The following is a 24,594-nucleotide window of genomic DNA, read 5'->3' as shown; positions in this document are numbered from 1 at the left end:
GGTCATGGTGCTGCGCCGACTGTTCTACCGCTGGCTGCTTCCGGCCGCTTTCGTGTTGCCGCTCTGGCTCTTCGTCGGATGGATCGTGTTCTCCGGCGGCAGCGGGTGGGCTCTCCTGTGGCTGTTCGTCGCCGTGCCTGCGGTGTTCGTCTCGCAGGTGCTGCTGTCGCTCCTCGTCCGTGCGCGGGGGAGCGTCCGCGAGTCCCGGGCGGTGTCGTGGCGCGACGCGGTCGGCATCGGGCTCTGGCACCTCGTGATCATCGCTCTCGGTCTGTTCGACTCGCGCGTGTTCTTCCCGCTGCTCGTGCTCTCGGTCGTCGGAGCGCTCGTGCTCTTCTGGTCGTCGCTCGCGCAGGTGTGGAACGAGGCGCGCGGAACGGTGACGGTGATGCACGCCGCCGACGGCACGGCCTACATCCCCGCGCCGCGCGAGCGGGCACAACAGCGTTCGCAGCAGCGGGTCGACGGCGACGTCATCGTCGTGGCGGAGTCACCCCGGCAGGAGTGAGCACGTCACCGCCGTCGTCGCGCGGACGGACGTTTTGGCCGGTCGGCGCGGACGTGGCAGAATAGACCCTCGTGCCCTGACCGGCTCTGCCTCAGGGGAGTCCGCCGCATCCGCGGCTCGGGCACGCCCCACCTTTTTCCCCTTTTATCGTGCGATCGACCTGTGGCGGTCGCAGGAAGTGATGATCATGCAGATCCTCGACTCCGTCGACGCGGCCTCGCTGCGCTCCGACATCCCCGCCTTCGCCCCCGGCGACACCGTCAAGGTGCACGTCAACATCACCGAAGGCAACCGCTCGCGCATCCAGGTGTTCCAGGGCGTCGTCATCGGCCGCTCGGGCGACGGCGTGCGCGAGACCTTCTGCGTCCGCAAGGTCAGCTTCCAGGTCGGCGTGGAGCGCACCTTCCCCGTCCACAGCCCCGTGATCGACCACATCGAGGTCGTCACGCGCGGTGACGTGCGTCGCGCCAAGCTCTACTACCTGCGCAGCCTGCGCGGCAAGAAGGCCAAGATCAAGGAGAAGCGCGACCGCTGAGTCGCCTCCCTCGAACGCCCCGTGGATTTCACCTCGGGGCGTTCGGCGTTTTCGCGGCGAGACGGTCACGGGGCGGCGCACGGGTGTGCGACCCTTGTTGCTGCGGTTCTCCGGAGTGCGGGAACCCGGTGAAGGAAACATGAGCGACCAGACCGCCTCGACCCCGGATGCCAGCGCGTCCCGTTCCACGGCATCCCGTTCCGCGGCATCCCGCCGCCGAGGCTGGGGGTCGTTCCTGCGCGACCTCGTCGTCATCGTCGTCATCGCGCTGCTGGTGTCGTTTGTGGTCAAGACGTTCGTCGTCCGGTCGTTCTACATCCCGTCGGCGTCGATGGAGAACACGCTGATGATCAAGGACCGAATCCTGGTCGATGAGCTCACCCCGAGATTCGGCGAGTACTCGCGGGGCGATGTGGTGGTGTTCCGCGACCCGGGTGGGTGGCTCGACAACGCTCCCGCACCCGAGCGGTCGCCCTTCGTCGAGGGCGTCGACTGGGTCCTCTCGCTCTTCGGTCTGTCGGCACCCGACAGCGACGACCATCTCATCAAGCGGGTGATCGGTACGCCCGGTGACCACGTCGTGTGCTGCAACGCCCTCGGCCAGACGTCGGTGAACGGTGTCCCGATCGACGAGACCTACGTGCGCCTGTCCCCGGGAGCGACCGCTCCGGAGCCGGTGCCGTACGACGTCACCGTGCCGGACGGTTCCCTGTGGGTGCTCGGTGACAACCGCAACAGTTCGCGCGACTCGCGCTTCAACCAGGCGCAGCCGGGGCAGGGCTTCGTGCCGATCGACAACGTGGTCGGTCGCGCCTTCGTGATCACATGGCCGTTCGACCGGTTCGGACTCATCGACTTCCACCACGAGGTGTTCGCGGGGGTCCCCGCACCGGGGGAACAGTGATCGAACCCACCCTCACTCTCGAGCGTCGGCTGCTCAAGCAGCACGCGATCGTCATCGCGTGCGATGAGGTCGGTCGCGGGGCGTTGGCGGGTCCGGTGGCCGTCGGCGCGGCCGTGATCGACCCGGCCCGATCGCGCAAGCGGGTGCCTGCGGGGCTGCGGGACTCGAAGCTCGTGCCCGAGGCGCGGCGTCCGGAGGTGGCCGCCCGCGCGGCGGCGTTCGTCCAGCACAGTGCGGTCGGGTGGGCGAGTTCGGTCGAAGTGGACGAGATCGGCATCATCCGCGCCCTCGGGCTCGCCGCGGTGCGGGCGATCGCCGACCTGCGCGCGCACGGCGTCGTCCCCGAGGAGGCCTTAGTGATCCTCGACGGCAACCACGACTACATCACGCCGGCGGGGGAGTCCGGGCTGACCGTCCGTCCGGTCATCAAGGCCGACCGCGACTGCGCGAGTGCCGCCGCGGCATCCGTCATCGCCAAGGTCGCGCGCGACACGCTCATGACCGGCCTCCACGACGACCTGCCCGCCTACGGGTGGGCGCGCAACAAGGGGTATGCGAGCCTCGACCACCGCGAGGCGATCTCCGCGCACGGGATGAGCATGCATCATCGTCACTCCTGGGCCATCGCGGCCGCGCCGACGCTGTTCTGACACCCGCCTGGACGCGCCCGGGTGGGTGCCCCCGTGCGGCTGCAGCCGCGCCGCGCGCCTAGGATGGGAGGACCATGGATGACGACGTCTTCGAGGATTACGACCGCGAACTCGAACTGGCCCTGTACCGCGAGTACCGCGATGTCGTGCGCCAATTCACCTACGTGATCGAGACCGAGCGCCGGTTCTACCTCGCGAACGACGTCAACGTCGTGCGCCGCGACACCGAGCACGACTTCTACTTCGAGATCTCGATGACCGACGTGTGGGTGTGGGACATCTACCGCGCCGACCGCTTCGTGAAGTCCGTCCGCGTGCTGACCTTCAAGGACGTCAACGTCGAGGAGCTGTCGCGTCACGACTTCCAGCTGCCGGACGAGCTCTCGCTCGACAACTGACGCCTCCTCCCCAGCGCCGCCCGACGGCGATCCGTCCACCGATGACGGTCTCGGCACCGCGCTGTCCGTGGCCCGGATGCCACGCTCTCGGGCATGGCAGCGAAAGACGACCTCGGCAGGGCCGGAGAAGACCGCGCCGTCGCGTATCTGATCGACGACGGTTATCGCATCCTCGAGCGCAACTGGCGGTGCCCGCAGGGTGAGATCGACATCGTGGCGGCGCGCGACGGCACCATCGTCGTCGTCGAGGTCAAGACGCGGCGCAGCGAAGACTACGGCCACCCGTTCGAGGCGGTGGATCGGCGGAAGGCGGAGCGCCTCTGGCGGCTGTCGATGGCGTGGCTCGCGCAGCATCCGGAGTACGCTCGCGGACGTCGGCTGCGCGTCGATGTCATCGGCCTGATCGGCGGCGACCCCGCCTTGGCTCGCCTGGAGCATCTCGAGGACGCGCTGTGACCGTGGCGCGCACCTGGGCCGTGGCACTGACCGGCTTGCGCGGCGACCTCGTCGAGGTCGAGGCCGACGTGTCGTCGCAGACGCCGGAGTTCGCCATCATCGGTCTGGCCGACAAGGCGTTGGGAGAGGCCGGGCGGCGGGTGCGCAACGCCTGCGCGAACCGCGGTCTCGACCTTCCGAAACGGCGGATCACCGTCAACCTGTCTCCCGCGAGCCTGCCCAAGCGCGGGTCGGGCTTCGACGTGGCGATCGCCGTGGCGGCCCTCGCCACGTCCGTGCGGATGGATGCCCCGCACGTCTCGAACACGGTGCACATCGGAGAACTCGGGCTCGACGGGCGGCTCCGCCCGGTCGCCGGCGTACTGCCCGCGGTGGTGGCCGCTCGTTCCGCGGGGCTCCATCGCGTCGTCGTGCCGACGGCGAACGCGGCGGAAGCGGCCCTGGTCGACGGCGTGGAGGTGTTCGCGGCGGTCTGCCTTGCCGACGTCGTGCGGTGGCACGGGGGCACGAGCGACGCGCCCGACCTGCCCGCCATCGATCCTCCCGAGTCGCCCGCCTCCGGCGACGAGCCTCTCGAGCTGGCCGACGTGGTGGGTCAGCGCGAGGCCGTCGACGCGCTGGTGGTGGCGGCGGCGGGCGGACACCACATCCTCATGAGCGGACCGCCCGGCGCGGGGAAGACGATGCTCGCGCGGCGGCTGCCCGGCATCCTGCCGCCGCTCGACGACGACGCCGCCCTCTCCGTGGCGTCGGTGCGCTCGCTCTCCGGTGAGACGGTGACGCGGTTGTCCCGCGTGCCTCCCTTCGAGAGCCCTCACCACGGCGCGACGGCGGCAGCACTCATCGGCGGCGGCTCCGGAGTGATCCGCCCCGGCGCGATCGCGCGAGCGAGCGAGGGCGTCCTGTTCCTCGACGAAGGGGGAGAGTTCCCCGCGTCGGTGCTCGATGCCCTGCGGCAACCGCTCGAGAGCGGCGTGATTCAGGTGCACCGCTCGGGAGTCGCTGCAACGTATCCCGCCCGCTTCCAGCTCGTGGTGGCGACCAACCCGTGTCCCTGCGGACAGTACGGGGTACCGGGCGGCTCGTGCGAATGCGCTCCGCAAGCGATCCGTCGTTACACGAGGCGCCTATCCGGACCCCTGCTGGACCGCATCGACATCGACCTGCGGCTGCAGCGCGTCTCGTCGGCGCGAAGCGAGGACGCGACCACGATGACGACAGCCCAGGCGCGCGCGATCGTGGCGGAGGCGCGGGCACGAGCGACCAGGCGTTGGGGCGATACGCCCTGGAGACGCAACGCCGATGTACCCGGCACGTGGCTGCGCGGTCCCGCAGCGCCGAGATCGGAGGTGCTCGCGCCGCTCGACACCGCTCTGCGGCGCGGCGCGTTGACCCTGCGCGGCTACGACCGGTTGATGAGGGTCGCGTGGACGGTCGCCGACATCGCCGGCCACGAAAGGTTGGAGGCATCCGACGTCGGTCGGGCGCTCTTCCTGCGGCGAGGGGCGTCGTCGTCATGATGCCGCTCGACCTCGGTGAGGACGTGGCGAGCCGGGCCATCGACGGCGTGCGGCGGGGCATCGGGTCCGTCGGTGAACTGCTCGATCCGGTGGAGGTGTACGCGCGGGCCGTCTGGAGCCTGCTCGTCGAGCCGGGTGACAGCGAGGCCGGGGCTCTGATCGCCGCGGTCGGTGCCGCTGCGGCTCTTCGTGTGGTGGTCGACGACCGAGGCGATGCCCTGGATCGGGCGAGAGCACGATGGATGCCACGGCTTCAGCCGTCCGCGGTCGCGGCCGCCCTCGACGCGGCACGGCGGTGCGGGGCGCAGCTCATCGTCCCGGGCGACGACGACTGGCCCGTGCGCTTCGACGATCTGGAGGCGCACGCGCCGGTCGCCATGTGGCGACGGGGAGGGGGAGCACCCTCGGACGCTCCTGCCGTGGCTCTCGTGGGAGCGCGCGCGGCGACCGCATACGGGGAGGGTGTCGCGGCGGACCTGGCCGCCGATCTGGCGGCAGCCGGTGTGGTGGTCGTCTCCGGGGCGGCGTACGGGATCGACGGCGCTTGCCATCGTGGTGCCCTATCGGCCGGTGGCGCCACGGTGGCGTTTCTGGCCGGCGGTGTCGATCGACCGTATCCCCGCGGGCACGAGGGGCTCCTCGAGCGGATCTCCACGACCGGAGCGGTCTGGAGCGAGACCCCCTGCGGAGCGGCGCCGACCAAGTGGCGGTTTCTGAGTCGCAACCGTCTGATCGCGGCGATGGCCGACGCCGTCGTCGTGATCGAGGCCGGGTGGCGGAGCGGCTCGCTGAACACGGCCGGGCATGCCGCGACGCTCGGACGACCACTCGGGGCCGTGCCCGGGCCGATCACGAGCGCCGCGTCGGCCGGGTGCCACCGGGTGCTGCGGGAATTCGACGGCGTGTGCGTGACGTCGGCAGCCGACGTCCTCGAGATGCTCGGGGCGGGCGCTCCCGCGAGGAGCGATACCGGCGGCGGCGCGACGGACGACACGACGAGGCTTTTCGATGCGCTGTCCCCGCGTTCGGCGAGGTCGATCGACGACGTGGCTCGACGGAGCGGGCTCGCTCGCGATGACGCGGCCGTGCTGCTCGGCTTCGCGGAGCTGGAGGGGCGTGCGGTTCGCGACGACGACGGCGCTTGGCGATCGGTGGTGCGGGGGAGCGGCGCATCGTGATGGCTGGAGGGTCCGTTTCGACCGGGCCCCCGATGTCGTGCCCAGCCGATCATGGCGGAGGGCGCAGAGGGGAATGGGAAGAGGAGGGTCGCGGACCCCCCGTCCCCGACACCGTCGCGTCGTGACGGCCGGTGGCGCGTTCCTCTTCGCTTGGCCGGACGGCGACGCGTGCCCGGCTCACCGGCTCCCCGCGCGCCCCCGCGGCGAGAGGGACGAGGAACGACAGAGTGGGGGCGTGCGCACATCCGAGGCCGTCGAGGGCTACCTGGCCCACCTGGCCGAGGTGCGCCGGCTGTCCGCCGCCACGGTACGCGCCTATCGCTCCGATCTCGACGACCTGGTGCGCGTCCTCGGGGACCCGCCGCTCACGGAGGTCGATGTCGACGACCTCCGTGAGTGGCAGTGGCGAGCGGCTCGATCGGGGCGATCCAAGGCAACCGCTGCTCGTCGGACCTCGACGGTACGGGGACTGTTCGCGTGGGCGGGCGAGGCCGGCCTCGTCAGCCTCGACCCCTCACAGCGACTCGTCTCCCCGAAACGGGGCCGCACGCTGCCCGCGGTGGCGACGCAGGACGCCCTCGCCGAGGTGTTGGCCGAGGCGGCCGAGCGGGCCGAGACGGGCGACGCGATCGCACTCCGAGATCACGCGGTCCTCGAGGTGCTGTACGGATCCGGCGCCCGCGTGTCCGAGACCTGCGGCCTCGACCTCGACGACGTCGACCACGAAAGACGCACTCTGCGCCTCCTCGGAAAGGGCGACAAAGAGCGGGTCGTGCCCTTCGGGCTGCCGGCCGAGCGTGCCCTGCAGGCCTACCTCGTCCGCGGGCGGCCGGTGCTGCGCTCGCGGGCGGAGGCGAGCGGAGCCCGTCCGTCCCGAGGCGGGGGGGTGTCCGCGAAAGGGGCCATTCCCGCTGGTGGCCCCTCGGGTCGTGGCGCCGAGGCGGCCGGCGCCGCCCTCCCGTCCCAGCGGGAGCACGACCACCGAGCACTCTTCCTGGGTGCCAAGGGGGCTCGGCTCGGACCGCGTGCGGTGCACGCCCTCGTGTCCCGCACCGTCGGGCCTCGTCTCGGAACGGAGGCGCTCGGCCCCCACGCCCTACGGCATTCCGCGGCGACCCACCTGCTCGACGGCGGTGCGGACTTGCGCGCGGTGCAGGAGATCCTGGGCCATGCGAGCCTGGGGACGACGCAGATCTACACCCACGTCTCGGCCGAGAGGCTTCGTGAGGCTTATCGTCTCGCTCACCCCCGCGCCTGAGCACGGGAGCGTCGTCGGGTTCGCACGCGTCGACGGGGCCAGGCGCCGACGGTGCCGTGCCGACGGACCTCCGCAGGTCGCGAACGGCCCGGATGCGGATACGAGCCCGAGCGGAATGGCGTGCGCGCGCCTGCACCCCGTAGCGTGAGACCGTGTCGTCCCGTCGATTCGCCGCCGCCGCGGCGACTGCGCTCCTGGTCTGCGCGATCTTCACGGCCTGCGCCCCGCAGCCGCAACCCGTCGAGACTCGGCTGCCGCCCGGTTACGGCGCAGCCGACGCCTCGCCTCCGGCATCCGTTCCGTCGCCGTCCGTCGTCACGAGATCGCCGACGCCCGGCACGGGAGCGACTCCCGCTCCGCTCGTGACCGTCGACCCGAACCCGTCCACCCCCGCGGCCGACCCGGGGTCGCTTTCGTGCGGAGACGGGGGGAGCCAAAGCGTTTCGGGTTCCGAGCAGACGGTCCGCGTGACCGGCACCTGCGCCGAACTGACGGTGTCGGGCTCGGCGCTCACCGTGGACGCCTCCACCGCGACGGTCGGGACGCTCCGTATCTCGGGTGACCGGGCGCGTGTCGTCGCCGGCGGCATCGAGGTGCTCGTGGTGCAGGGCAACGACGGGGCGGTCGAGTCCGCCGCGGGGATCGGCAGCGTGGACCTCAGCGGCGACCGCACGACGGTGCAGGCGGCCGGTGCGATCGCCGCAGCCACCGTCCGCGGTCAGGACAACGCCGTTCGCGCCGTCGGCGGCATCGGCTCGATGACCGTCGAGGGTCGGGGCAACCAGGTCGGCTGACCTCCCGCGGTCAGGACGACGCCGTACGCGCGGTCGGCGGCAGCGGCTCGATGGCCTTCGACGGTCGGGGCGATCAGGTCGGCTGAGCCCTGCGGTCGAGCCGGGGGCCACCGGGCCGGGAGAGCTCGGCAGCACGGCACGAGGGGGGCCGGCCTCCTGGCTCGAGCCGGGGATGTCCGGTCCGGCGAGCTCAGCAGCACGGTGCGACCCTGGCGCACCTCCCGCCGCACGTTCGAGTCGGGCTAATCGGCGGCGGCGAGCTCAGCAGCAGGGGAGAAGGACGGCCCGGGGCACGCCTCCGAGCAGCCGGAGGGGATTGATGTACTCGCCGTCGAGGCGGACCCCCAGGTGCACCGATGCCGGTGCGGTGTGGCCGCCCTCGGTGACCGTCGCGAGCGGCTCGCCCCGCGCCACGTGCGCGCCCACCGCCAGATCGGAGACGACCGGCTCGTACGAGCTCACGAGGCCCGCACCGTGGTCGATGGTGAGCACCCCGCGTCCGGCAACCGTTCCGACGAACGCCACGACACCCTCGGCGGGGGCCCGCACCTCGGTGCCCGCGAGGTCGATGCCCCGGTGACCCGGTCCATAGGGATGCGCGGGCGCCGCGTATGCGCGCAGGATGCGTACGGGAGAGGTGGGCCACGTCCACCCGCGCTGGGCGAGGGAGTCGCCGACGCTGCCGCCGGGCGAAACCGCTTTCCGGGCGAGGAAAAGGCCGACGGTGCTGCCGGGCGAGGCCGCTTTCTGCGCGAGGGGTTGTCCGACGGTGCCGCCGGGCGGGGCGGCGGCTCCGACGAGGAGGCCGCAGAGCGTCAGGACGGCGCTGGCCCTTGCGAGGAGACGGGCTGAGCGCTTCGCGATCATGCTCGCAGTCTCGCGTCTCGGACCGGGGCGAGGGGGCTCCGCAAGCCGAGTCGGGGACGGACACCTGCGCGCACCCGGTGGGGAGGAGGCGTCCTGTATGCTGGTGGATGCATCCCGCATGTCGGGATGACTCCGCGTGCCCATTGCGCACCGCGTCGATCTTCCGATCGGCGCATCGCGCGGCATCCACACCCCATGGTCCTCCGCTCCGGCGGGTGGCGGGTGTGCGCCGGGCACCAGGCTCGTCGGACGGTCCGTCCGACGCGAACAACCACAACCACGGTGCGAAAGCGCCCAGAAACAGGAGTACGACCATGGCCGTCGTCACCATCCGCCAGCTGCTCGACAGCGGCGTCCACTTCGGACACCAGACCCGTCGGTGGAACCCGAAGGTGAAGCGCTTCATCCTGACCGAGCGCTCGGGCATCCACATCATCGACCTGCAGCAGTCGCTCGGGTACATCGACAAGGCGTACGAGTTCGTCAAGGAGACCGTCGCGCACGGCGGCACCATCCTCTTCGTCGGCACCAAGAAGCAGGCGCAGGAAGTCCTCGCCGAGCAGGCGACCCGCGTGGGCCAGCCCTACGTCAACCAGCGCTGGCTCGGTGGCCTCCTCACCAACTTCCAGACGGTGTCGAAGCGCCTCGCCCGCATGAAGGAGCTCGAGGAGCTCGACTACGAGAACCCCGCCGAGAGCGGCTTCACCAAGAAGGAGCTCCTGCTCAAGAAGCGCGAGCTCGACAAGCTCCACAAGTCGCTCGGCGGTATCCGCAACCTGCAGAAGACCCCGTCGGCCATCTGGGTCGTCGACGCCAAGCGCGAGCACCTCGCGGTCGACGAGGCCAAGAAGCTCGGCATCCCCGTGATCGGCATCCTCGACACGAACGCCGACCCCGACGAGTTCCAGTACCCGATCCCCGGCAACGACGACGCGATCCGTTCGGTGAGCCTGCTCACGCGCATCATCGCCGACGCCGCGGCCGAGGGCCTGATCCAGCGTCACCAGCCCGCCGGTGAGGAAGAGGCCGCTGAGCCCCTCGCCGAGTGGGAGCGCGAGCTGCTCGAGACCCCCGCAGAGTCGACCGAGGCTCCGGCCGCCGAGTCGACCGACGAGGCTCCCGCCGCCGAGGGGACCGACGAGGCTCCCGCCGCCGAGGCGACCGAGGCTACCGACGCCGAGGCCACCGACAGCAAGTAAGCCGCGAGGCTCGCCGTTCCCCTTCGCGTGAACGGCGCGCCACCCGCACAGGCTACGATCCGGCGGGGTCGTGACCGCGTCCGCTCCGCGGCGCGAGACACGATCCCGCCGGGCTCCTCTTCACCGTGGGGTCGAGACAGCTCCCTCCTCGGAGGCAGCGGCACGGCCCCGCCGGGCTCACATACAGAACGCAAACGACAAGGAGACCGCCACACCATGGCAAACTTCACGATCGCCGACATCAAGGCGCTGCGCGAGCAGCTCGGCACCGGCATGGTCGACACCAAGAAGGCGCTCGAAGAGGCTGACGGCGACGTCGAGAAGGCCGTCGAGATCCTGCGGCTCAAGGGCGCCAAGGGCAACGCCAAGCGCGCTGACCGTTCGACGAGCGAGGGCCTCGTGGCCGCTCGCGAGAACGCCGGCTCGGTCACGCTGCTCGAGCTCGCCTGCGAGACCGACTTCGTCGCGAAGAACGAGCGCTTCATCGCTCTGGCCGACAAGGTCGTCGACGCGGCCGCCGCCGCCGGCGCCGACTCGGTCGAGGCCGCTCTGGCCGCCGACGCCGAGGGCAAGACCGTCGAGCAGCTCATCTCCGACGAGGCCGCGATCATCGGCGAGAAGGTCGAACTGCGTCGCGTGCGCACCATCTCGGGCGACAAGTTCGAGGTCTACCTGCACAAGACCAGCAAGGACCTGCCCCCGCAGGTCGGCGTGGTCCTCGCCTACACCGGTGACGACGCCGAGACCGCTCGCTCCATCGCGCAGCACATCTCGTTCGCCAACCCCTCGTACCTCACCCGCGACGCCGTGCCCGAGGCCGACGTCGAGAAGGAGCGGGAGATCGTCACCGAGATCTCCCGCAACGAGGGCAAGCCCGAGGCCGCCCTGCCGAAGATCGTCGAGGGTCGCGTGAACGCGTTCTTCAAGCAGGTCGCCCTGCTCGACCAGGACTACGCGAAGGACAACAAGCTGTCCGTCGCGAAGGTCGCCTCCGACGCCGGTCTGACGCTGACCGACTTCGCCCGCTTCAAGGTCGGCGCGTAACCCTTCGACAGGCTCAGGGCCCGTCATGAGGCCCGGGATGCCACGGCATCCCGGGCCTTTTCCCTGCCCGCGCTCCGATCGGTTCCGCCGTATCGATCCGCCTCGGCGGGGGGATAGTTTGTTCAAGACGAGAGGACACCACACGTGATCGATGAGACCACCAAGCGCCGCCGAGTTCTTCTGAAGCTGTCGGGGGAGGCGTTCGGCGGAGGCCAGTTGGGCGTCAACCCCGACGTCGTCAGCCAGATCGCGCGCGAGATCGCCGAGGCGGTGGACCGGGTCGAGATCGCGATCGTGGTCGGCGGCGGCAACTTCTTCCGCGGCGCGGAACTCAGCCAGCGCGGGATGGACCGCGGCCGCGCCGACTACATGGGCATGCTCGGCACCGTGATGAACTCGCTCGCCCTGCAGGACTTCCTCGAGCAGGCGGGTGCCGCCACGCGCGTGCAGTCCGCGATCTCGATGACGCAGGTGGCCGAGCCCTACATCCCGCGACGGGCCGTGCGTCACCTCGAGAAGGGTCGCGTCGTCATCTTCGGTGCGGGGGCGGGCCTGCCGTACTTCTCCACCGACACCGTGGCCGCCCAGCGTGCCCTCGAGATCGGCGCGACCGAGGTGCTCGTCGCCAAGAACGGCGTCGACGGCGTCTACACGGCCGACCCGCGGGTGGATCCCACCGCGACCAAGCTCGACCACCTCACCTACGGCGACGCCCTGCAGAAGGGGTTGAAGGTCGTCGACTCGACCGCGTTCAGCCTCTGCATGGACAACGGCATCGACATGCGCGTGTTCGGCATGGAGCCGGCAGGCAACGTGACCCGCGCTCTGCTGGGCGACGAGATGGGAACGCTCGTCACCGCGTGACGCGCCGCGCGGGCCCGGGGAGCCGGGCCCGCGCGACTAGAGTGGGAAGTCAGTTCCAACGAATGGAGTCACCGTGATCGCCGATGTCCTCGCCGATGCCGGAGCGCGCATGGACCGCGCCGTGGAGGCCGCGAAGGAGGACTTCGCGACCGTCCGCACCGGACGCGCGAACCCCCAGATGTTCCAGAAGGTCCTGGTCGACTACTACGGCTCGCCCACGCCCCTCGCGCAGCTCGCTTCGCTGAACAACCCCGAGGCGCGCACCCTCGTCATCAACCCCTATGACAAGTCCGCGTTGAAGGCCATCGAGCAGGCCATCCGCGACATGCCGAACCTGGGCGTCAACCCCACCAACGACGGCACCATCGTCCGCGTCACCATGCCGGAGCTCACTCAGGACCGCCGCAAGGAGTACGTCAAGATCGTGCGCGGCAAGGGTGAGGACGCGAAGGTGCAGGTGCGCAACCTCCGCCGCAAGGCCAAGGACGACCTCGACGCCCTCAAGAGCGACGTCGGCGAAGACGAACTCGTCCGGGCCGAGAAGGAGCTCGACGCCGTCACGCGCACGCACGTCGACTTGATCGACGAGGCGCTGAAGCGCAAAGAGGCCGAGCTCCTCGAGGTCTGACCGGTATGCCCGACGCCCCTGAGACCGGCGACGCCGAACCGGTCGACCCGCTCGACGCCCGTCGGGCGGGTTCGACGCGCCGTCCACCGACGACGGGTGAGGGAGTGACGGCGATCGAGTCGCAGCTGCGCGCCATGCGGTCGGATGCCGAGCAGCACATCGCCCACGCCCGCGCGGAGTTCGACCAGGCGAACGAGCGCATCAAGCAGCGCACGGGTCGCGACCTCATCGTCGCCACGCTGATCGGCGTGGCGATCGGCGCGATCGTGATCGCCTCGCTCATCTTCGTGAAGTGGGCCTTCGTCCTCTTCGCCGCGGCCGCCATGGTGCTGGGCGTGGTCGAATTCAGCCGGGCACTGCAGGTCGCGGGCCGACGGGTGGACGTCGTCCCGCAGCTCGTCATGGGCTTCGTCCTGCTGCTCAGCGGGTTCTTCCTCGGTGCCTGGGTGCACTGGATCGCGGTGGTGGTGGCGGTCGTCGTCGTCATCGTCTGGCGACTGGTGGCGCAGATGTTCGCCGCCGACGGCCGCGCCCGCATCGACGTGATCGGCGACGTGCTCGTCGCCGGATTCGTGCAGCTCTACGTCCCGTTCCTCACCAGCGTGGCGATGATCCTTCTCGCGCAACCGCGCGGGGAGTGGTGGGTACTGGCGTTCCTGATCCTCGCCGTCGCGGCCGACACGGGCGCGTACATCTCAGGCCTCACGTTCGGGCGCGGCGGACGGCATCCGATGGCTCCGCGCATCAGTCCCAAGAAGACCTGGGAGGGCTTCGCCGGTGCGTGCGTGGCGGCCCTGGTGGCCGGGGCGCTGCTCGCCGTCTTCATGCTGCAGGTGCCCTGGTGGGCCGGACTCATCTTCGGCGCCGTCGTGCTGGCGACCGCGACCGTGGGCGACCTGGGCGAGTCGATGGTCAAGCGCGACCTCGGCATCAAGGACATGAGCTCCTGGCTGCCCGGGCACGGGGGGGTGCTCGACCGCCTCGACTCGATCCTCCCGTCGGCGACCGCCGCTCTCGTGATGTTCTACCTGCTCGCCCCGTTGGGAGTGTCATGACCGAGACCCCGATCCACGACAAGGTGGCCGCGACGCCCTTCCCCGAGACGACGGGGCGCACCAGGGGCTACGAGAAGCGGGCCGTCGACGCCTTCCTCGCTCGGGCGCGCGACGCGTTCGAGGCCGACGATCCCGGCGGCCTCCGCTCCTCGGAGGTGCGTGCGGTGTCGTTTCCGATGGTGAAAGGCGGCTACGCCGTGGCATCCGTCGATGCCGCCCTCGGACGCGTCGAAGACGCCTTCGCCGCACGGGAGCGGGAGCACGCGCTGTCGCGACTGGGTGCACGCGCCTGGGTGGCCGAGACCCGCGACACCGCGCAGGTCGTACTCGACCGCCTCGGTCGGCCCCGCGGGGAGCGCTTCGAGCGCGTGTCGCTGCTGCACTACGGCTATCGCGTCGACGAGGTCGATGTCGTGGCCGACCGCATCGCGCGCTACCTCGCCGCGGGCGATCCCGTGACACCCGACCAGGTGCGTGCGGTCGCGTTTCGCATGCAGCGCGGCGGGTATCGCGAGACGCAGGTCGACGCGGTGCTCGACGCCGTCGTCGAGGTCATGCTCGCCGTCGGATGATCGTTCAGGATGACACCCGCGCCGGGGCGTCGGTAGACTCGGCGGCACTGTGACTTCTGGCTCGGAACTCTCGCGTAGATCATCGAACCGCGTCGCCCGTCGAGGCGCCGGGGTGGTCGACGTGATTCCGCCCGTCCTGCCGCGCCGCGCCGCGCCCCGCTGGTCGCGTCGCCGCGGCGTCGTCGGCGTCTTCGGAGCGTGCGCCGCGGTCCTGTTCGCGGCCGCGTACGTCGGGCCGATGGGTGCGGCGCTGGCGCCCGCGCAGGCCGAGGAACCGCGAACCGTGACGCTGTACGCCGAGGGCCTCGGCGACACGCAGGCGGTCTCCACGTCGGGCGAGAAGCAGGCTCCCGACCTTCAGCGCTCGAGCTACAACGTCTACGTCAAGCCGAAGCCCACCCCCACCCCGACGCCGTCCAAGACGCGTGATTCCGGGTCCTCCGCGAACGACGGCGGCAGCAACGGCGGCGGCGGGGGACCGCTGTACTACAGCGGCGGGGGAGCCCCCGCCGAGTGGATGGCGGCCGCCGGCATCTCGGACGCCGACATGGGCTACGTCGACTACATCGTGAGCCGCGAGAGCGGCTGGAACCCCAACGCCACCAACCGCTCGTCGGGGGCGTGCGGGCTCGTCCAGGCGCTGCCGTGCAGCAAGGTCCCGGGCAACGGCTACGACCCCGTCGACAACCTCCGCTGGGCGACCGGCTACGCCACGGGACGCTACGGCAGCTGGGCGGGCGCATACGCGTTCTGGACGAGCAACCACTGGTGGTGAGCGGCATCCATGCCCCGCTCCCGTAAGCGCCGCCCCGATCCGGGTCGCGGCGACGATTCGCTCGATCGTCTGATCGCAGGCTGGAAGCGCACCGAGGTCAAGCGCGGCTCCGAGTGGACGGTGCAACCCCTGTCCGGGCCGCAGGCCGTGAAGGATTACATCTGTCCGGGATGCGGACGCACCGTCGCCGCGGGCACACCCCACCTCGTCGTCTGGCGCGCCGACGGGGTGCTCGGCGACGCGGCGGACCTCGCCGCCCGTCGACACTGGCACACGCACTGTTGGAGGATCGCCTGATGGAGATTCGCGGACCCGTCCTTCTGCCCGCCCGCCGGGAAGACATCGAGCTGCGCACGGTCGACGAGCTCACCCTCGTCGGCGAGCTCGCGCTGCCCGCCGATCGCGACCCGGTCGCGACCCTCGTCACGTTGCACCCCCTGCCGACGGCGGGCGGGTTCATGGACTCGCACATCCTGAGGAAAGCCGCGGGCCGGCTGCCCGCCCTGGCCGATCTCGCGGTGCTGCGATTCAACACGCGCGGGACGACGTCTTCGCGCGGCACGAGCGAGGGGGCGTTCGACGGCGGTGCGAACGAGTGCTTCGACGTCGCCGCCGCGATGGATTTCGTGCGCGAGCGAGGCCTGCCCCGCCCGTGGCTGGTGGGCTGGTCGTTCGGGACCGAGCTGGCACTGAAGTACGGCCGCGACCACGACATCGAAGGCGTCATCCTGCTCTCGCCCCCGCTGCACCGCGCCACCGCCGACGAGGTCGCGGCGTGGGCCGGTGACGAGCGCCGCATGGTCGTGCTCGTCCCCGAGTTCGACGACTACCTCCGCCCCGACGAGGCCCGTGAGCGCTTCGCGTCGGTTCCGGATGCCACGCTCATCGCCGTCGAGGGCGGGAAGCACCTGTGGGTCGGCGAGACGCAGACGCGCCGCGTGCTGACCGAGATCGTCGCCGCGGTCGCTCCCGACGCCCTTCCGCTTCCGACGGAGTGGGACGGCGACGTCGCCGGCTGAGCTCAGCGCTCGTTCTGCCGCGGGATGATGACCTCGCGGTAGATGATGAGGATGCTCGCGGCCACCGGGATCGCGATGAGGGCGCCCAGCAGGTTCAGCAGTGCGCCGCCCGCCAGTGCCGAGATCACGACGACCGATCCCGGCACCGAGACCGCGCGGTTCATGATGCGCGGCGAGATGACGTAGGCCTCGATCTGCATGTACACGAGGTAGTAGATCGCGGCCGCGATGATGGCCCATCCGGGCGTCCCCAGGCCCGGGATCAGGCACGTCAGAACGATGATCGTCGACCCCGTCAGCGTCCCCACGAGCGGGATGAGCGAGAAGAAGAACGCGATCACCGCGAGTACCGCCGGGAACGGCGCGTTGATGATCGTGAGGAAGATGGCGCTCAGCACGCCGTTGATCACGCCCAGGCTGACCTGCCCCATGACGTAGTAGCCCACGGAGTCGGTGATCTTCTCGGCCAGCTCGATGAAGCGCGCGCGCTTCGAGGCGGGCACGAGCTGGTAGACGGCCGACTTGAGCGAGGGGGTGGATGCCGTGAAGTAGATGGTGAGGATGAGCACGATGAACGCGCCGCCCAGGCCCGCCGCCACGGCACCGGCTCCCGTGAGCAGGCTGTTGCCGACGACGGTCGAGATGGAACCGACGTCGAGGGTGGTGAACCAGTGCTGGATGCCGGCCCAGACGTCATCGATCTTGAGCCACGGGAGAGTGTCGGACACCCACTGCTGCACCTGGGTGACGATTTCATTCCAGCGTCCGGGCTGCAGCAGCTGCTCGATCTGGGAGATCAACTGGGCGATCTGGCTTGCGATGATCGGGACGACCATGAAGATGATGCCGGCGAAGACGCCGAGCACCGCGAGGATCGTCACGAGGACGGCCGCCCACCGCGGCAGGCCCCGCCGCTCGAGGAAGGAGACGACCGGATCCAGGCCCAGGGAGAGGAACAGGGCCGTGCCGACGTAGAGAAGGATCGTCGAGAGGTTCTGCACGCTGCCGATGAGCAGCAGGCCGACGCCGACGCCGAGGGTTGCCAGGAGCGCGACCCGGAACGGATTGTGGATCTTCATGCCGAACGACTCCCGCCTCAGCCGGGCGAGCGTGCCCGTCTCGTCAGGATAGTGACCGCGGAGGCAGGTGACGGCGAGCCACGAGCCTCGCCGCGAACTTTCAGCCGCCCTCGGATAGTCTGAAACGTCGATTCTTCGGTGGCGCCCGAGCTGCCGGTGGGGATGGTGTGAAGCGTGAGATTCGTCTGGGCCGTGGTGGCGTTCGTCATCGCCGCCGCCATGATCGGTGCCGGGATCGCCCAGCGTACGGTCTTCCAGGGTCCGTCCGAGACCACGAAGGCGGTGCAGACCGAGGGGGCCGCGGCCTACACGCTGATCGACGGCGCGGTGCTCACCAGCGTCCCGGGCGCCCAGACACTGCGCGTCGAGGGCGACGGGGCGGTGTTCGTCTCGTACGGCCGGACGGCCGACATGAAGGCGTGGCTCGCCGACGTCGACTACACCGCGGTGACCGTCGACGGCGAGGGGGAGGTGCAGACCACCGACCAGGCGCCGACCGTGACCCCGACGTCCGACGCCGCCGCAGGCCGGAGCCCCATCGACAGCGACCTGTGGCTCGACGAATTCGAGCAGACCGGATCGTTCTCGACCACCCTGCAGCTGCCCAGCGACATGAGCGTGCTCGTCGCCTCCGACGGCACGGCGCCCGCTCCCGCGAACGTGAGCGTCACGTGGCCCATCGACGACTCGACGCCGTGGGCGGGGCCGCTCATCGTCGGCGGTGGAATCGCCCTGCTCGCCGGACTCGTCCTCTACCTCCTCGGCATCCGGCACGTGCGGCGATCGCGCCGACCCCGCCGCAAGGGTCTGCCCCTGCCGGTCACCGAGCCCATCTCGATCGCCGAATCGGATGCCGCCTCCAAAGGCGTGGTGAGCACGAGCCCCGCGCGCCGCCCGAGCACCCGCGGTCGCCGCGCTCTCGTCGCGGTCCCCGCCCTCGGCGTCTCCGTAGCGCTGCTCGCCGGCTGCTCCGCCGACGCGTGGCCGCAGTTCGCGGCATCCGAGACTCCGAGCCCCACTCCCACGGTCGTCGTCCCGGAGGGGCAGTTCCCGCCCGCCGTGACCGAGGCGCAGGCCGAGCGCATCGTCTCCCGCCTGTCCAGCACGGTCGCCTCGGCCGATGCGGCGCTCGACCAGAACGCCGCCGCCCAGCGTCTGTCGGGACCCGCTCTCGCCGAGCGTGCGACCAACTACACCCTCCGCGCCGCGTTGCCCGACCGGGCGGCCCTGCCCGCGATCCCCGCGGAGCCCGTGCAGATCGTCCTTCCGCAGACCACGGGTTCGTGGCCCCGCTCGCTCATGACGGTGGTGGAGTCGACGGATGCCGCGACCCCGACCACGACGATCATGATGATGACGCAGGAAACACCGTGGGACGAGTACAAGGCGTCGTACGTCGGCAACCTCGAGGCGTCCACCAACCTGCCGGAACTGGCCGCTCCCTATGTGGGCGCGACGCAGGTTCCGCCGGACTCGTCGTTCCTCACCCTCGCGCCCGAAAAGGTCGCGGCGGCGTACGCCGACATCATCAACAACGGCGAGAACAGCACGTCTGCGGCGCTGTTCGACACCGCGAACGACCTGCTGCTCTCGGCCATCCAGGACAACAAGACCAAGCGCACGGATGAGCTGAACCAGACGGGCGCGGGAACCGCGGAGATCAGTTTCGCCGCCTCGGCCGGGCCGGCGACCCCCATCGCCCTGGCCACCCTCGACACCGGTGCGATCGTCGCGGTCAACGTGTACGAGAGCGACACCGCGAAGCCCACCAACGCGGACGCCGTCATCAAGCTCGACAACAATCCCGCGGTCAAGGCCCTGACCGGTGTCGACCAGTCCGCGACAGGCTTCACCACGACCTACTCCGACCAGGTGTTCTTCTACGTGCCCAGCCAGGGCTCCGATGACAAGATCCGCCTGCTCGGCTACCGTTCCAGCCTCCTCGAAGCGAAGGTGTCCCCGTGAGCACTCCCGCCCCCGGCTCCGTCATGCGCGGTGCCGTCGATCTCTCGTCGCTGCGCAACCGTCCCGCGGCGCCCACGACGCCGGCGTCGGCGCCCGCCCAGGGCGCGGCCCCGGCGGGTGCGCTGCCGCTGGTGTTCGACGTCACCGATGCGACGTTCGGCGAGGTTCTCGAGCTCTCGCGGACCGTCCCCGTCGTCATCGACCTGTGGGCCGAGTGGTGCGGTCCCTGCAAGCAGCTGAGCCCCGTGCTCGAGAAGGTCGTCACCGAACTCGCCGGGCGCCTCGTGCTCGCGAAGGTCGACGTCGACGCCAATCCGCAGCTCGCCCAGGGCTTCCGCGCGCAGTCGATCCCCATGGTGCTCGCTCTCGTCGCAGGGCAGCCCGTGCCGCTGTTCACCGGTGCGGTGCCCGAGCAGCAGGTGCGCGACGTCTTCGCCCAGTTGCTGCAGCTCGCGGCCCAGCACGGCGTGACCGGCACCGTGCCCGTCGACGGGGCGGCCGATGCGGCGCCCGCCGAGGAGCCGCCGCTTCCTCCGCTGCACGCCGAGGCGTTCGCTGCGATCGAGGAGGGGGACTACGCCCGGGCCATCACGGCGTACGAGAAGGCTCTGGCCGAGAACCCCCGTGACGCCGACGCCCGCGCGGGCCTCGGTCAGGTGCGCCTGCTCGACCGCGTGCAGGGCGTCGACCTCCCGGCGGCGCGTGCCGCCGCCGCCGCGGAGCCGACCGGTGTCGAGGCGCAGTTCGTCGTCGCCGACCTCGACGTCGTCGGCGGACACGTCGACGATGCGTTCGGCCGTCTGCTCGACCTCTTCGCCGCCCTGCCGGCCGACGAGCGCGTCCTGGTGCGCGAGCGCCTGCTGGAGCTGTTCGGCATCGTGGGCGATGACGACGCTCGCGTCGTGCGCGCTCGCGCGCGGTTGGCGTCCCTGCTCTTCTGACGCGATCGACGTCGCGGCCCGGTTTCCTCTGAAGGGACCGGGCCGTCGTTCGTGCAGAACGAGGGGGCCGCGCCCCGTCGTTCGTGCGGGACCGTGGACGCCCCGCCCCTGAGGGAGCGGGGCGTCCACGGTGCGTGCGTCAGGCGCCGGCGCGGTGGTGCAACCAGAGCACGCCGAGCGGCGGGAGGGTGAGGGTGGCGCTGCCGCGACCGTCGGTCGTCACCGTGCCGAGGTTGCCCTGGCCCGAACCGCCGAACGCCTCGGCATCGCTGTTGAGTACCTCGGTCCACGACCCGGACTCGGGCAGGTCGAGCGGGAAGTCGCTGAGCGGGACGCCGGAGAAGTTGCAGACGACCGCGATCGTGTTGCCGTGGTGGTCGCGGCGGGCGAAGGCGAGCACGTTCGGGTTCCACGCGGGCGCACCGAGGCGCGAGAACGCGGCCCCGTCGTGATCGCGCGACCAGAGCGCCGCCTGCTGCTTGTACACATGGTTCAGCTCGGCGACGAAATCGTGCAGCTGCTTGTGGGAGGGCTGGTCGAGCATCCACCAGTCGATCGAGCGCGACTCGGACCACTCCGACATCTGTCCGAACTCCTGGCCCATGAACAGCAGCTGCTTTCCCGGGTGGCCCCACATGTACGCCAGGAACGCGCGCATGTTCGCGAGCTTCTGCCAGTGGTCACCCGGCATCCGGCCGAAGAGGCTTCCCTTGCCGTGCACGACCTCGTCGTGGCTGATGGGCAGCACGAAGTTCTCGCTGAACGAGTAGACGAACGAGAACGACAGCTCGCCCTCGTGGTGCGAGCGGTACATCGGGTCGCGGCCGATGTACTGCAGCGAGTCGTTCATCCACCCCATGTTCCACTTGAAGCCGAATCCGAGGCCGGCGTGCGAGGTGGGGGCGGTGACACCGGGGAAGCTCGTGGACTCCTCGGCGATGAGCGCGATGCCCGGGTAGCGCTTGTAGGACGTCGCGTTGACCTCCTGCAGGAAGCGGATGGCCTCGAGGTTCTCGCGCCCGCCGAACTGATTCGGCGCCCACTCGCCGTCGTTGCGCGAATAGTCGAGGTAGAGCATGGATGCCACGGCATCCACGCGGAGACCGTCGACGTGGAACTCCTCGAACCAGTACAGCGCGTTCGCGACGAGGAAGTTGCGCACCTCGTTGCGGCCGTAGTCGAAGATGAGCGTGCCCCAGTCCTTGTGCTCTCCGCGCCGGGGATCGGGGTGTTCGTACAGGGCCTCGCCGTCAAAACGCGCGAGGGCGAAGTCGTCTTTCGGGAAGTGCCCGGGGACCCAGTCCATGATCACGCCGATGCCGGCCTGGTGCAGACGGTCGATGAGGTAGCGGAGGTCGTCGGGGGAGCCGAAGCGGCTGGTGGGGGCGTAATAGCCCGACACCTGGTACCCCCACGACCCGCCGAACGGGTGCTCTGCGAGCGGGAGGAACTCGACGTGCGTGAAGCCCTGCGCGCCGACGTAGGCGATGATCTCGTCGGCCGCGTCGCGGTACGAAAGGCCCTGCTTCCACGAGCCGAGGTGGAGCTCGTAGATCGACATCGGGCGATCGATGGGGGCGAGGCGCGACCGCTCGTCGATCCAGGCGTCGTCGGCCCAGGCGTAGGCCGAATCGGTGACGACGGATGCCGTGGCCGGCGGCACCTCGGCGAGGCGCGCCATCGGGTCGGCCTTCTCGATCCACCGCCCGTCGCGTGTGAGGATCTCGAACTTGTAGCGGGCGTCGACGCCGACGCCGGGGACGAACAGCTCCCAGACGCCGCTGCCGCCCATCGACCGCATCGTGCTGCCGGTGCCGTCCCAGCCGTTGAAGTCGCCGATCACACGCAGAGCGCGCGCGTCGGGCGCCCACACGGTGAACGCCGTACCGCTGGACCCGTCGAGCTCGCGGACATGGGCACCGAGCACGCGCCACAGCTCTTCGTGGCGTCCCTCGGCGATGAGGTGCAGGTCGAGCTCACCGATCGACGGAGCGTGCCGGTAGCCGTCATCGGCGACGTGCTCCGACCCCTCGTACGACGCGCGCACGACGTAGGCGCCGGGGTAGGCGTCGACGGACGCCTCCCAGATGCCGCCGCGCACGTGCTGGAGGGGGACCGACGCGCCGTCGGCGAGCTCCGCGACGACGGTCTCCGCGAGGGGGCGCCGCGCACGGATCACCCACCCGCCGGCGCTCTCGTGCACACCCAGCACGCTGTGCGGGTCGTGGTGGGAGCCGTGGGCCACGGCATCCAGGATCTCGGGGGAGAGGGAGGTCATCGGTTCTCCTTGACGTGCAGGATGTGCACGGGCTCGCTGAAGGCGTCGAGGCGGACGAAGTTGTGGTCGGCCCAGGTCCAGACCTGGCCGGTCACGAGGTCTTCGACGTCGTACGACGCGCCGGGCTCGACGCCGAACACGGTCGTGTCGAGGTGGACGGTGGTCTCACGCGCGGAGTGCGGGTCGACGTTGGCGACGACGATCACCGTGTCGGAGACGCCCGTGGGGCTGAGGGCGGCGTCGAGGTGCTTGGAGTACACCAGGATCGCGTCGTCGTCGCTCCAGTGCACCTGGAGGTTGCGCAGCTGGCGGAGTGCCGGGTGGGCGCGACGGGCGGCGTTGAGCATGCGCAGGTACGGGGCGAGGGAATCGCCCGCCGCCTCGGCGCCCGCCCAGTCGCGGAACTTGTACTCGTACTTCTCATTGTCGATGTTCTCTTCCGAGCCCGGGCGCGCGACGTTCTCGTAGAGCTCATAGCCGGCGTAGACCCCGTACGTGGGAGCGGCGGTCGCGGCGATCGCGGCGCGGATCTTGTAGGCCGGGCGGCCCCCGAATTGCAGGTACTCCGTGAGGATGTCGGGGGTGTTGACGAAGAGGTTGGGCCGCAGGAAGTCGTCGGTCTCGTGGGCGAGCCCGCCGAGGAACTCCTCGAGCTCCTCCTTCGTGTTGCGCCAGGTGAAGTAGGTATAGCTCTGCTGGAAGCCCGCCATGGCGAGCCCCTGGAGAGGGGCCGGGCGCGTGAACGCCTCCGCGAGGAAAACGGCGTCGGGTTCTTCGGCGCTGACGGTCGCGATCAACCACTCCCAGAACTGCAGGGGCTTCGTGTGCGGGTTGTCGACGCGGAAGATCGTGACGCCCTGCGCGATCCAGTGGCGCACGATGCGCAGCACCTCGGCGCGGATGCCCTCGGGGTCGTTGTCGAAGTTGACCGGGTAGATGTCCTGGTACTTCTTGGGCGGGTTCTCGGCGAACGCGATCGAGCCGTCGGGGAGCGTCGTGAACCACTCGGGGTGCTCGGCGACCCACGGGTGGTCGGGGGAGGCCTGCAGCGCGAGGTCGAGGGCCACCTCGATGTCGTTCTCGCGCGCGGCGGCGACGAACGCACGGAAGTCCTCGAGGGTGCCGAGGTCGGGGTGCACGGTGTCGTGGCCGCCCGCGGCGGCGCCGATGGCCCACGGCGACCCGGGGTCGCCCGGCTGCGTGATGAGGGTGTTGTTGGGGCCCTTGCGGTTGGTGACGCCGATGGGGTGGATCGGCGGGAGGTAGAGCACGTCGAAGCCCATGCCGGCCACTCCCGGCAGACGGTCGACGGCCGTGCGGAAGGTGCCGCTGATCACCGTTCCGTCGTCGCGGCGCGTGGCGCCCTCGGACCGGGGGAAGAACTCGTACCAGGCGCCGACCCCGGCGCGCTCGCGCTCCACCAGGAGTTCGGCATCCTTGCCCACCGAGACAAGGCCCATCATCGGACGGGCGTCGAACAGCGCGGCGATCGCTGGGTCGCGCACGATCTGCAGGGCGGTGTCGTCGTGCACCTCGGGGTCGCGCAGCGCGCGGGCGGCCTCGTAGAGGCGGTCTTTGTCGCTCCCGGGACGCTTCTTCTCACCGCGTGCGCGGTCGAACAGCTGGGCACCCATCTCGCGCATGAGGGCGGAATCGACCCCCGCGGCGATCTTGAGCTCGGCCGCGTGCTCCCAGGTCGCGAAGTCGTCGGCGAACGATTCGAAGCGGAAGCGCCAGACGCCCTGCTCGAGCGGCGCGACGAGCGTGGACCACCGGTCGAATCCGTCGTTCAGCGGGCTGAGACGGTGTAGCGACTCGTCGCCGGAGGGTGAGAACAGACGCACCTGCACACCGATTCGATCGTGCCCCTCGCGGAACGCGGTGACCGTGAACGGCACGGCTTCCCCGACGTAGGCGGAAGGCCGGAACCGTCCCCCCGGGACGCTCGGGTGCGGCAGCGCCATCGGGATGCGCGGCGTCACGACGCTGCGCGAGGTCGGCGTCGGCTTGACCGGACGCACGGGGATCGAGGCGGCGCTGCGCCAGGGCAGCTCGGGCGAAGGAGTCGTCGTGGTGGCCACGGTCCGAACCTATCGCGGGCCACCGA

At 70.5% G+C, this 24,594-nt stretch carries 25 protein-coding genes; 21 read left to right on the top strand and 4 right to left on the bottom strand.

All coding sequences use genetic code 11. From position 1 onward, the window contains the following. Nucleotides 1-4 precede the first annotated feature (4 nt). From B0B15_RS10930 to B0B15_RS16020, 10 genes are all read left to right on the top strand, one after another. On the top strand, nt 5-508 hold the full coding sequence (locus tag B0B15_RS10930) for an MFS transporter permease (protein WP_076675993.1): 504 nt from the start codon (nt 5-7) through the stop codon (nt 506-508). 187 nt (nt 509-695) lie between these two features. Next, complete coding sequence (rplS, locus tag B0B15_RS10925; RefSeq protein WP_058231655.1) at nt 696-1,043, top strand: 50S ribosomal protein L19; 348 nt, start codon at nt 696-698, stop codon at nt 1,041-1,043. A gap of 139 nt (nt 1,044-1,182) precedes the next feature. Continuing rightward, complete coding sequence (lepB, locus tag B0B15_RS10920; RefSeq protein ID WP_076675991.1) at nt 1,183-1,947, top strand: signal peptidase I; 765 nt, start codon at nt 1,183-1,185, stop codon at nt 1,945-1,947. After that, on the top strand, nt 1,944-2,597 hold the full coding sequence (locus tag B0B15_RS10915; protein ID WP_076675989.1) for a ribonuclease HII: 654 nt from the start codon (nt 1,944-1,946) through the stop codon (nt 2,595-2,597). Before lepB ends, B0B15_RS10915 begins: the two co-directional genes overlap by 4 nt. Nucleotides 2,598-2,671: 74 nt before the next feature. Beyond that, nucleotides 2,672-2,995 carry a DUF2469 family protein gene (locus tag B0B15_RS10910; RefSeq protein ID WP_055836674.1) on the top strand — a complete coding sequence of 108 codons (324 nt, stop codon included), beginning with the start codon at nt 2,672-2,674 and terminating at the stop codon, nt 2,993-2,995. Nucleotides 2,996-3,088: 93 nt separating this feature from the next. Continuing rightward, entirely contained in the window at nt 3,089-3,451 is a 363-nt protein-coding gene (locus tag B0B15_RS10905) for a YraN family protein (protein ID WP_076675987.1), read from the top strand. After that, nucleotides 3,448-4,971 (top strand): YifB family Mg chelatase-like AAA ATPase, encoded by a 1,524-nt coding sequence (locus tag B0B15_RS10900; protein ID WP_076675985.1) that lies wholly within the window; start codon nt 3,448-3,450, stop codon nt 4,969-4,971. Before B0B15_RS10905 ends, B0B15_RS10900 begins: the two co-directional genes overlap by 4 nt. Continuing rightward, a complete protein-coding gene (gene dprA / locus B0B15_RS10895) occupies nt 4,968-6,149 on the top strand; it encodes a DNA-processing protein DprA (protein ID WP_256334279.1) in 1,182 nt (393 codons plus the stop codon). The genes B0B15_RS10900 and dprA overlap by 4 nt, the downstream gene beginning before the upstream one ends. 235 nt (nt 6,150-6,384) lie before the next feature. Then, on the top strand, nt 6,385-7,407 hold the full coding sequence (locus tag B0B15_RS10890) for a tyrosine recombinase XerC (protein WP_076675981.1): 1,023 nt from the start codon (nt 6,385-6,387) through the stop codon (nt 7,405-7,407). A gap of 152 nt (nt 7,408-7,559) precedes the next feature. Then, nucleotides 7,560-8,201 (top strand): DUF3060 domain-containing protein, encoded by a 642-nt coding sequence (locus tag B0B15_RS16020; protein ID WP_083708984.1) that lies wholly within the window; start codon nt 7,560-7,562, stop codon nt 8,199-8,201. A 261-nt stretch (nt 8,202-8,462) separates the two neighbouring features. Here B0B15_RS16020 and B0B15_RS10880 read toward each other — a convergent pair whose 3' ends face one another. Further along, complete coding sequence (locus B0B15_RS10880) at nt 8,463-9,068, bottom strand: murein hydrolase activator EnvC family protein (RefSeq protein ID WP_076675977.1); 606 nt, start codon at nt 9,066-9,068, stop codon at nt 8,463-8,465. 314 nt (nt 9,069-9,382) lie between these two features. Here B0B15_RS10880 and rpsB point away from each other — a divergent pair, with 314 nt between their 5' ends. From rpsB to B0B15_RS10835, 9 genes are all read left to right on the top strand, one after another. Continuing rightward, the gene (rpsB, locus tag B0B15_RS10875; protein ID WP_076675975.1) at nt 9,383-10,267 is read left to right on the top strand and encodes a 30S ribosomal protein S2; all 885 of its coding nucleotides are present in this window, start codon (nt 9,383-9,385) and stop codon (nt 10,265-10,267) included. A gap of 216 nt (nt 10,268-10,483) precedes the next feature. After that, nucleotides 10,484-11,311, top strand: coding sequence for a translation elongation factor Ts (tsf, locus tag B0B15_RS10870; protein WP_076675973.1), 828 nt, complete (start codon nt 10,484-10,486; stop codon nt 11,309-11,311). A 144-nt stretch (nt 11,312-11,455) separates the two neighbouring features. Continuing rightward, nucleotides 11,456-12,175 carry a UMP kinase gene (pyrH, locus tag B0B15_RS10865; protein WP_076675971.1) on the top strand — a complete coding sequence of 240 codons (720 nt, stop codon included), beginning with the start codon at nt 11,456-11,458 and terminating at the stop codon, nt 12,173-12,175. A gap of 73 nt (nt 12,176-12,248) precedes the next feature. Continuing rightward, complete coding sequence (gene frr, locus B0B15_RS10860; RefSeq protein WP_076675969.1) at nt 12,249-12,803, top strand: ribosome recycling factor; 555 nt, start codon at nt 12,249-12,251, stop codon at nt 12,801-12,803. 5 nt (nt 12,804-12,808) lie between these two features. Beyond that, entirely contained in the window at nt 12,809-13,858 is a 1,050-nt protein-coding gene (locus B0B15_RS10855; RefSeq protein ID WP_076675967.1) for a phosphatidate cytidylyltransferase, read from the top strand. After that, complete coding sequence (locus B0B15_RS10850; protein WP_076675965.1) at nt 13,855-14,430, top strand: DivIVA domain-containing protein; 576 nt, start codon at nt 13,855-13,857, stop codon at nt 14,428-14,430. Before B0B15_RS10855 ends, B0B15_RS10850 begins: the two co-directional genes overlap by 4 nt. 112 nt (nt 14,431-14,542) lie before the next feature. Next, nucleotides 14,543-15,205 carry an aggregation-promoting factor C-terminal-like domain-containing protein gene (locus B0B15_RS10845; RefSeq protein ID WP_372955768.1) on the top strand — a complete coding sequence of 221 codons (663 nt, stop codon included), beginning with the start codon at nt 14,543-14,545 and terminating at the stop codon, nt 15,203-15,205. 9 nt (nt 15,206-15,214) lie between these two features. Then, complete coding sequence (locus tag B0B15_RS10840; RefSeq protein ID WP_076675964.1) at nt 15,215-15,502, top strand: hypothetical protein; 288 nt, start codon at nt 15,215-15,217, stop codon at nt 15,500-15,502. Continuing rightward, nucleotides 15,502-16,224, top strand: coding sequence for an alpha/beta hydrolase (locus tag B0B15_RS10835; protein ID WP_076675962.1), 723 nt, complete (start codon nt 15,502-15,504; stop codon nt 16,222-16,224). Before B0B15_RS10840 ends, B0B15_RS10835 begins: the two co-directional genes overlap by 1 nt. Nucleotides 16,225-16,226: 2 nt before the next feature. On the opposite strand, the gene B0B15_RS10830 is transcribed toward B0B15_RS10835, so the two are convergent. Further along, a complete protein-coding gene (locus tag B0B15_RS10830) occupies nt 16,227-17,303 on the bottom strand; it encodes an AI-2E family transporter (protein ID WP_076675960.1) in 1,077 nt (358 codons plus the stop codon). A 174-nt stretch (nt 17,304-17,477) separates the two neighbouring features. Here B0B15_RS10830 and B0B15_RS10825 point away from each other — a divergent pair, with 174 nt between their 5' ends. Continuing rightward, nucleotides 17,478-19,268: a DUF8094 domain-containing protein gene (locus B0B15_RS10825; RefSeq protein WP_076675958.1), complete on the top strand. Its 1,791-nt coding sequence runs from the start codon at nt 17,478-17,480 to the stop codon at nt 19,266-19,268. Further along, complete coding sequence (locus B0B15_RS10820) at nt 19,265-20,209, top strand: tetratricopeptide repeat protein (RefSeq protein ID WP_076675956.1); 945 nt, start codon at nt 19,265-19,267, stop codon at nt 20,207-20,209. The genes B0B15_RS10825 and B0B15_RS10820 overlap by 4 nt, the downstream gene beginning before the upstream one ends. A gap of 139 nt (nt 20,210-20,348) precedes the next feature. On the opposite strand, the gene glgB is transcribed toward B0B15_RS10820, so the two are convergent. Together glgB and B0B15_RS10810 are read right to left on the bottom strand one after the other, a co-directional pair. Continuing rightward, a complete protein-coding gene (gene glgB, locus B0B15_RS10815) occupies nt 20,349-22,487 on the bottom strand; it encodes a 1,4-alpha-glucan branching protein GlgB (protein WP_076675954.1) in 2,139 nt (712 codons plus the stop codon). Continuing rightward, on the bottom strand, nt 22,484-24,451 hold the full coding sequence (locus B0B15_RS10810; protein WP_076676471.1) for a maltotransferase domain-containing protein: 1,968 nt from the start codon (nt 24,449-24,451) through the stop codon (nt 22,484-22,486). Before B0B15_RS10810 ends, glgB begins: the two co-directional genes overlap by 4 nt. Between the last annotated feature and the right edge of the window lie 143 nt (nt 24,452-24,594).

This window comes from Microbacterium sp. RU1D (genome assembly GCF_900156435.1).
Lineage (GTDB): Bacteria > Actinomycetota > Actinomycetes > Actinomycetales > Microbacteriaceae > Microbacterium.
Note: the sequence above shows the minus strand (reverse complement) of the source record. Positions and strands in the feature narration are given on the sequence as shown.

Excerpts from the sequence above, each read along its gene's own strand:
- B0B15_RS10930 (WP_076675993.1), top strand. The coding sequence starts at position 5 with ATGGTGCTGCGCCGACTGTTCTACCGCTGGCTGCTTCCGGCCGCTTTC.
- rplS (WP_058231655.1), top strand. The coding sequence starts at position 696 with ATGCAGATCCTCGACTCCGTCGACGCGGCCTCGCTGCGCTCCGACATC.
- lepB (WP_076675991.1), top strand. The coding sequence starts at position 1,183 with ATGAGCGACCAGACCGCCTCGACCCCGGATGCCAGCGCGTCCCGTTCC.
- B0B15_RS10910 (WP_055836674.1), top strand. The coding sequence starts at position 2,672 with ATGGATGACGACGTCTTCGAGGATTACGACCGCGAACTCGAACTGGCC.
- B0B15_RS10905 (WP_076675987.1), top strand. The coding sequence starts at position 3,089 with ATGGCAGCGAAAGACGACCTCGGCAGGGCCGGAGAAGACCGCGCCGTC.
- dprA (WP_256334279.1), top strand. The coding sequence starts at position 4,968 with ATGATGCCGCTCGACCTCGGTGAGGACGTGGCGAGCCGGGCCATCGAC.
- B0B15_RS10880 (WP_076675977.1), bottom strand. The coding sequence starts at position 9,068 with ATGATCGCGAAGCGCTCAGCCCGTCTCCTCGCAAGGGCCAGCGCCGTC.
- rpsB (WP_076675975.1), top strand. The coding sequence starts at position 9,383 with ATGGCCGTCGTCACCATCCGCCAGCTGCTCGACAGCGGCGTCCACTTC.
- tsf (WP_076675973.1), top strand. The coding sequence starts at position 10,484 with ATGGCAAACTTCACGATCGCCGACATCAAGGCGCTGCGCGAGCAGCTC.
- B0B15_RS10855 (WP_076675967.1), top strand. The coding sequence starts at position 12,809 with ATGCCCGACGCCCCTGAGACCGGCGACGCCGAACCGGTCGACCCGCTC.
- B0B15_RS10850 (WP_076675965.1), top strand. The coding sequence starts at position 13,855 with ATGACCGAGACCCCGATCCACGACAAGGTGGCCGCGACGCCCTTCCCC.
- B0B15_RS10840 (WP_076675964.1), top strand. The coding sequence starts at position 15,215 with ATGCCCCGCTCCCGTAAGCGCCGCCCCGATCCGGGTCGCGGCGACGAT.
- B0B15_RS10835 (WP_076675962.1), top strand. The coding sequence starts at position 15,502 with ATGGAGATTCGCGGACCCGTCCTTCTGCCCGCCCGCCGGGAAGACATC.
- B0B15_RS10830 (WP_076675960.1), bottom strand. The coding sequence starts at position 17,303 with ATGAAGATCCACAATCCGTTCCGGGTCGCGCTCCTGGCAACCCTCGGC.
- glgB (WP_076675954.1), bottom strand. The coding sequence starts at position 22,487 with ATGACCTCCCTCTCCCCCGAGATCCTGGATGCCGTGGCCCACGGCTCC.
- B0B15_RS10810 (WP_076676471.1), bottom strand. The coding sequence starts at position 24,451 with ATGGCGCTGCCGCACCCGAGCGTCCCGGGGGGACGGTTCCGGCCTTCC.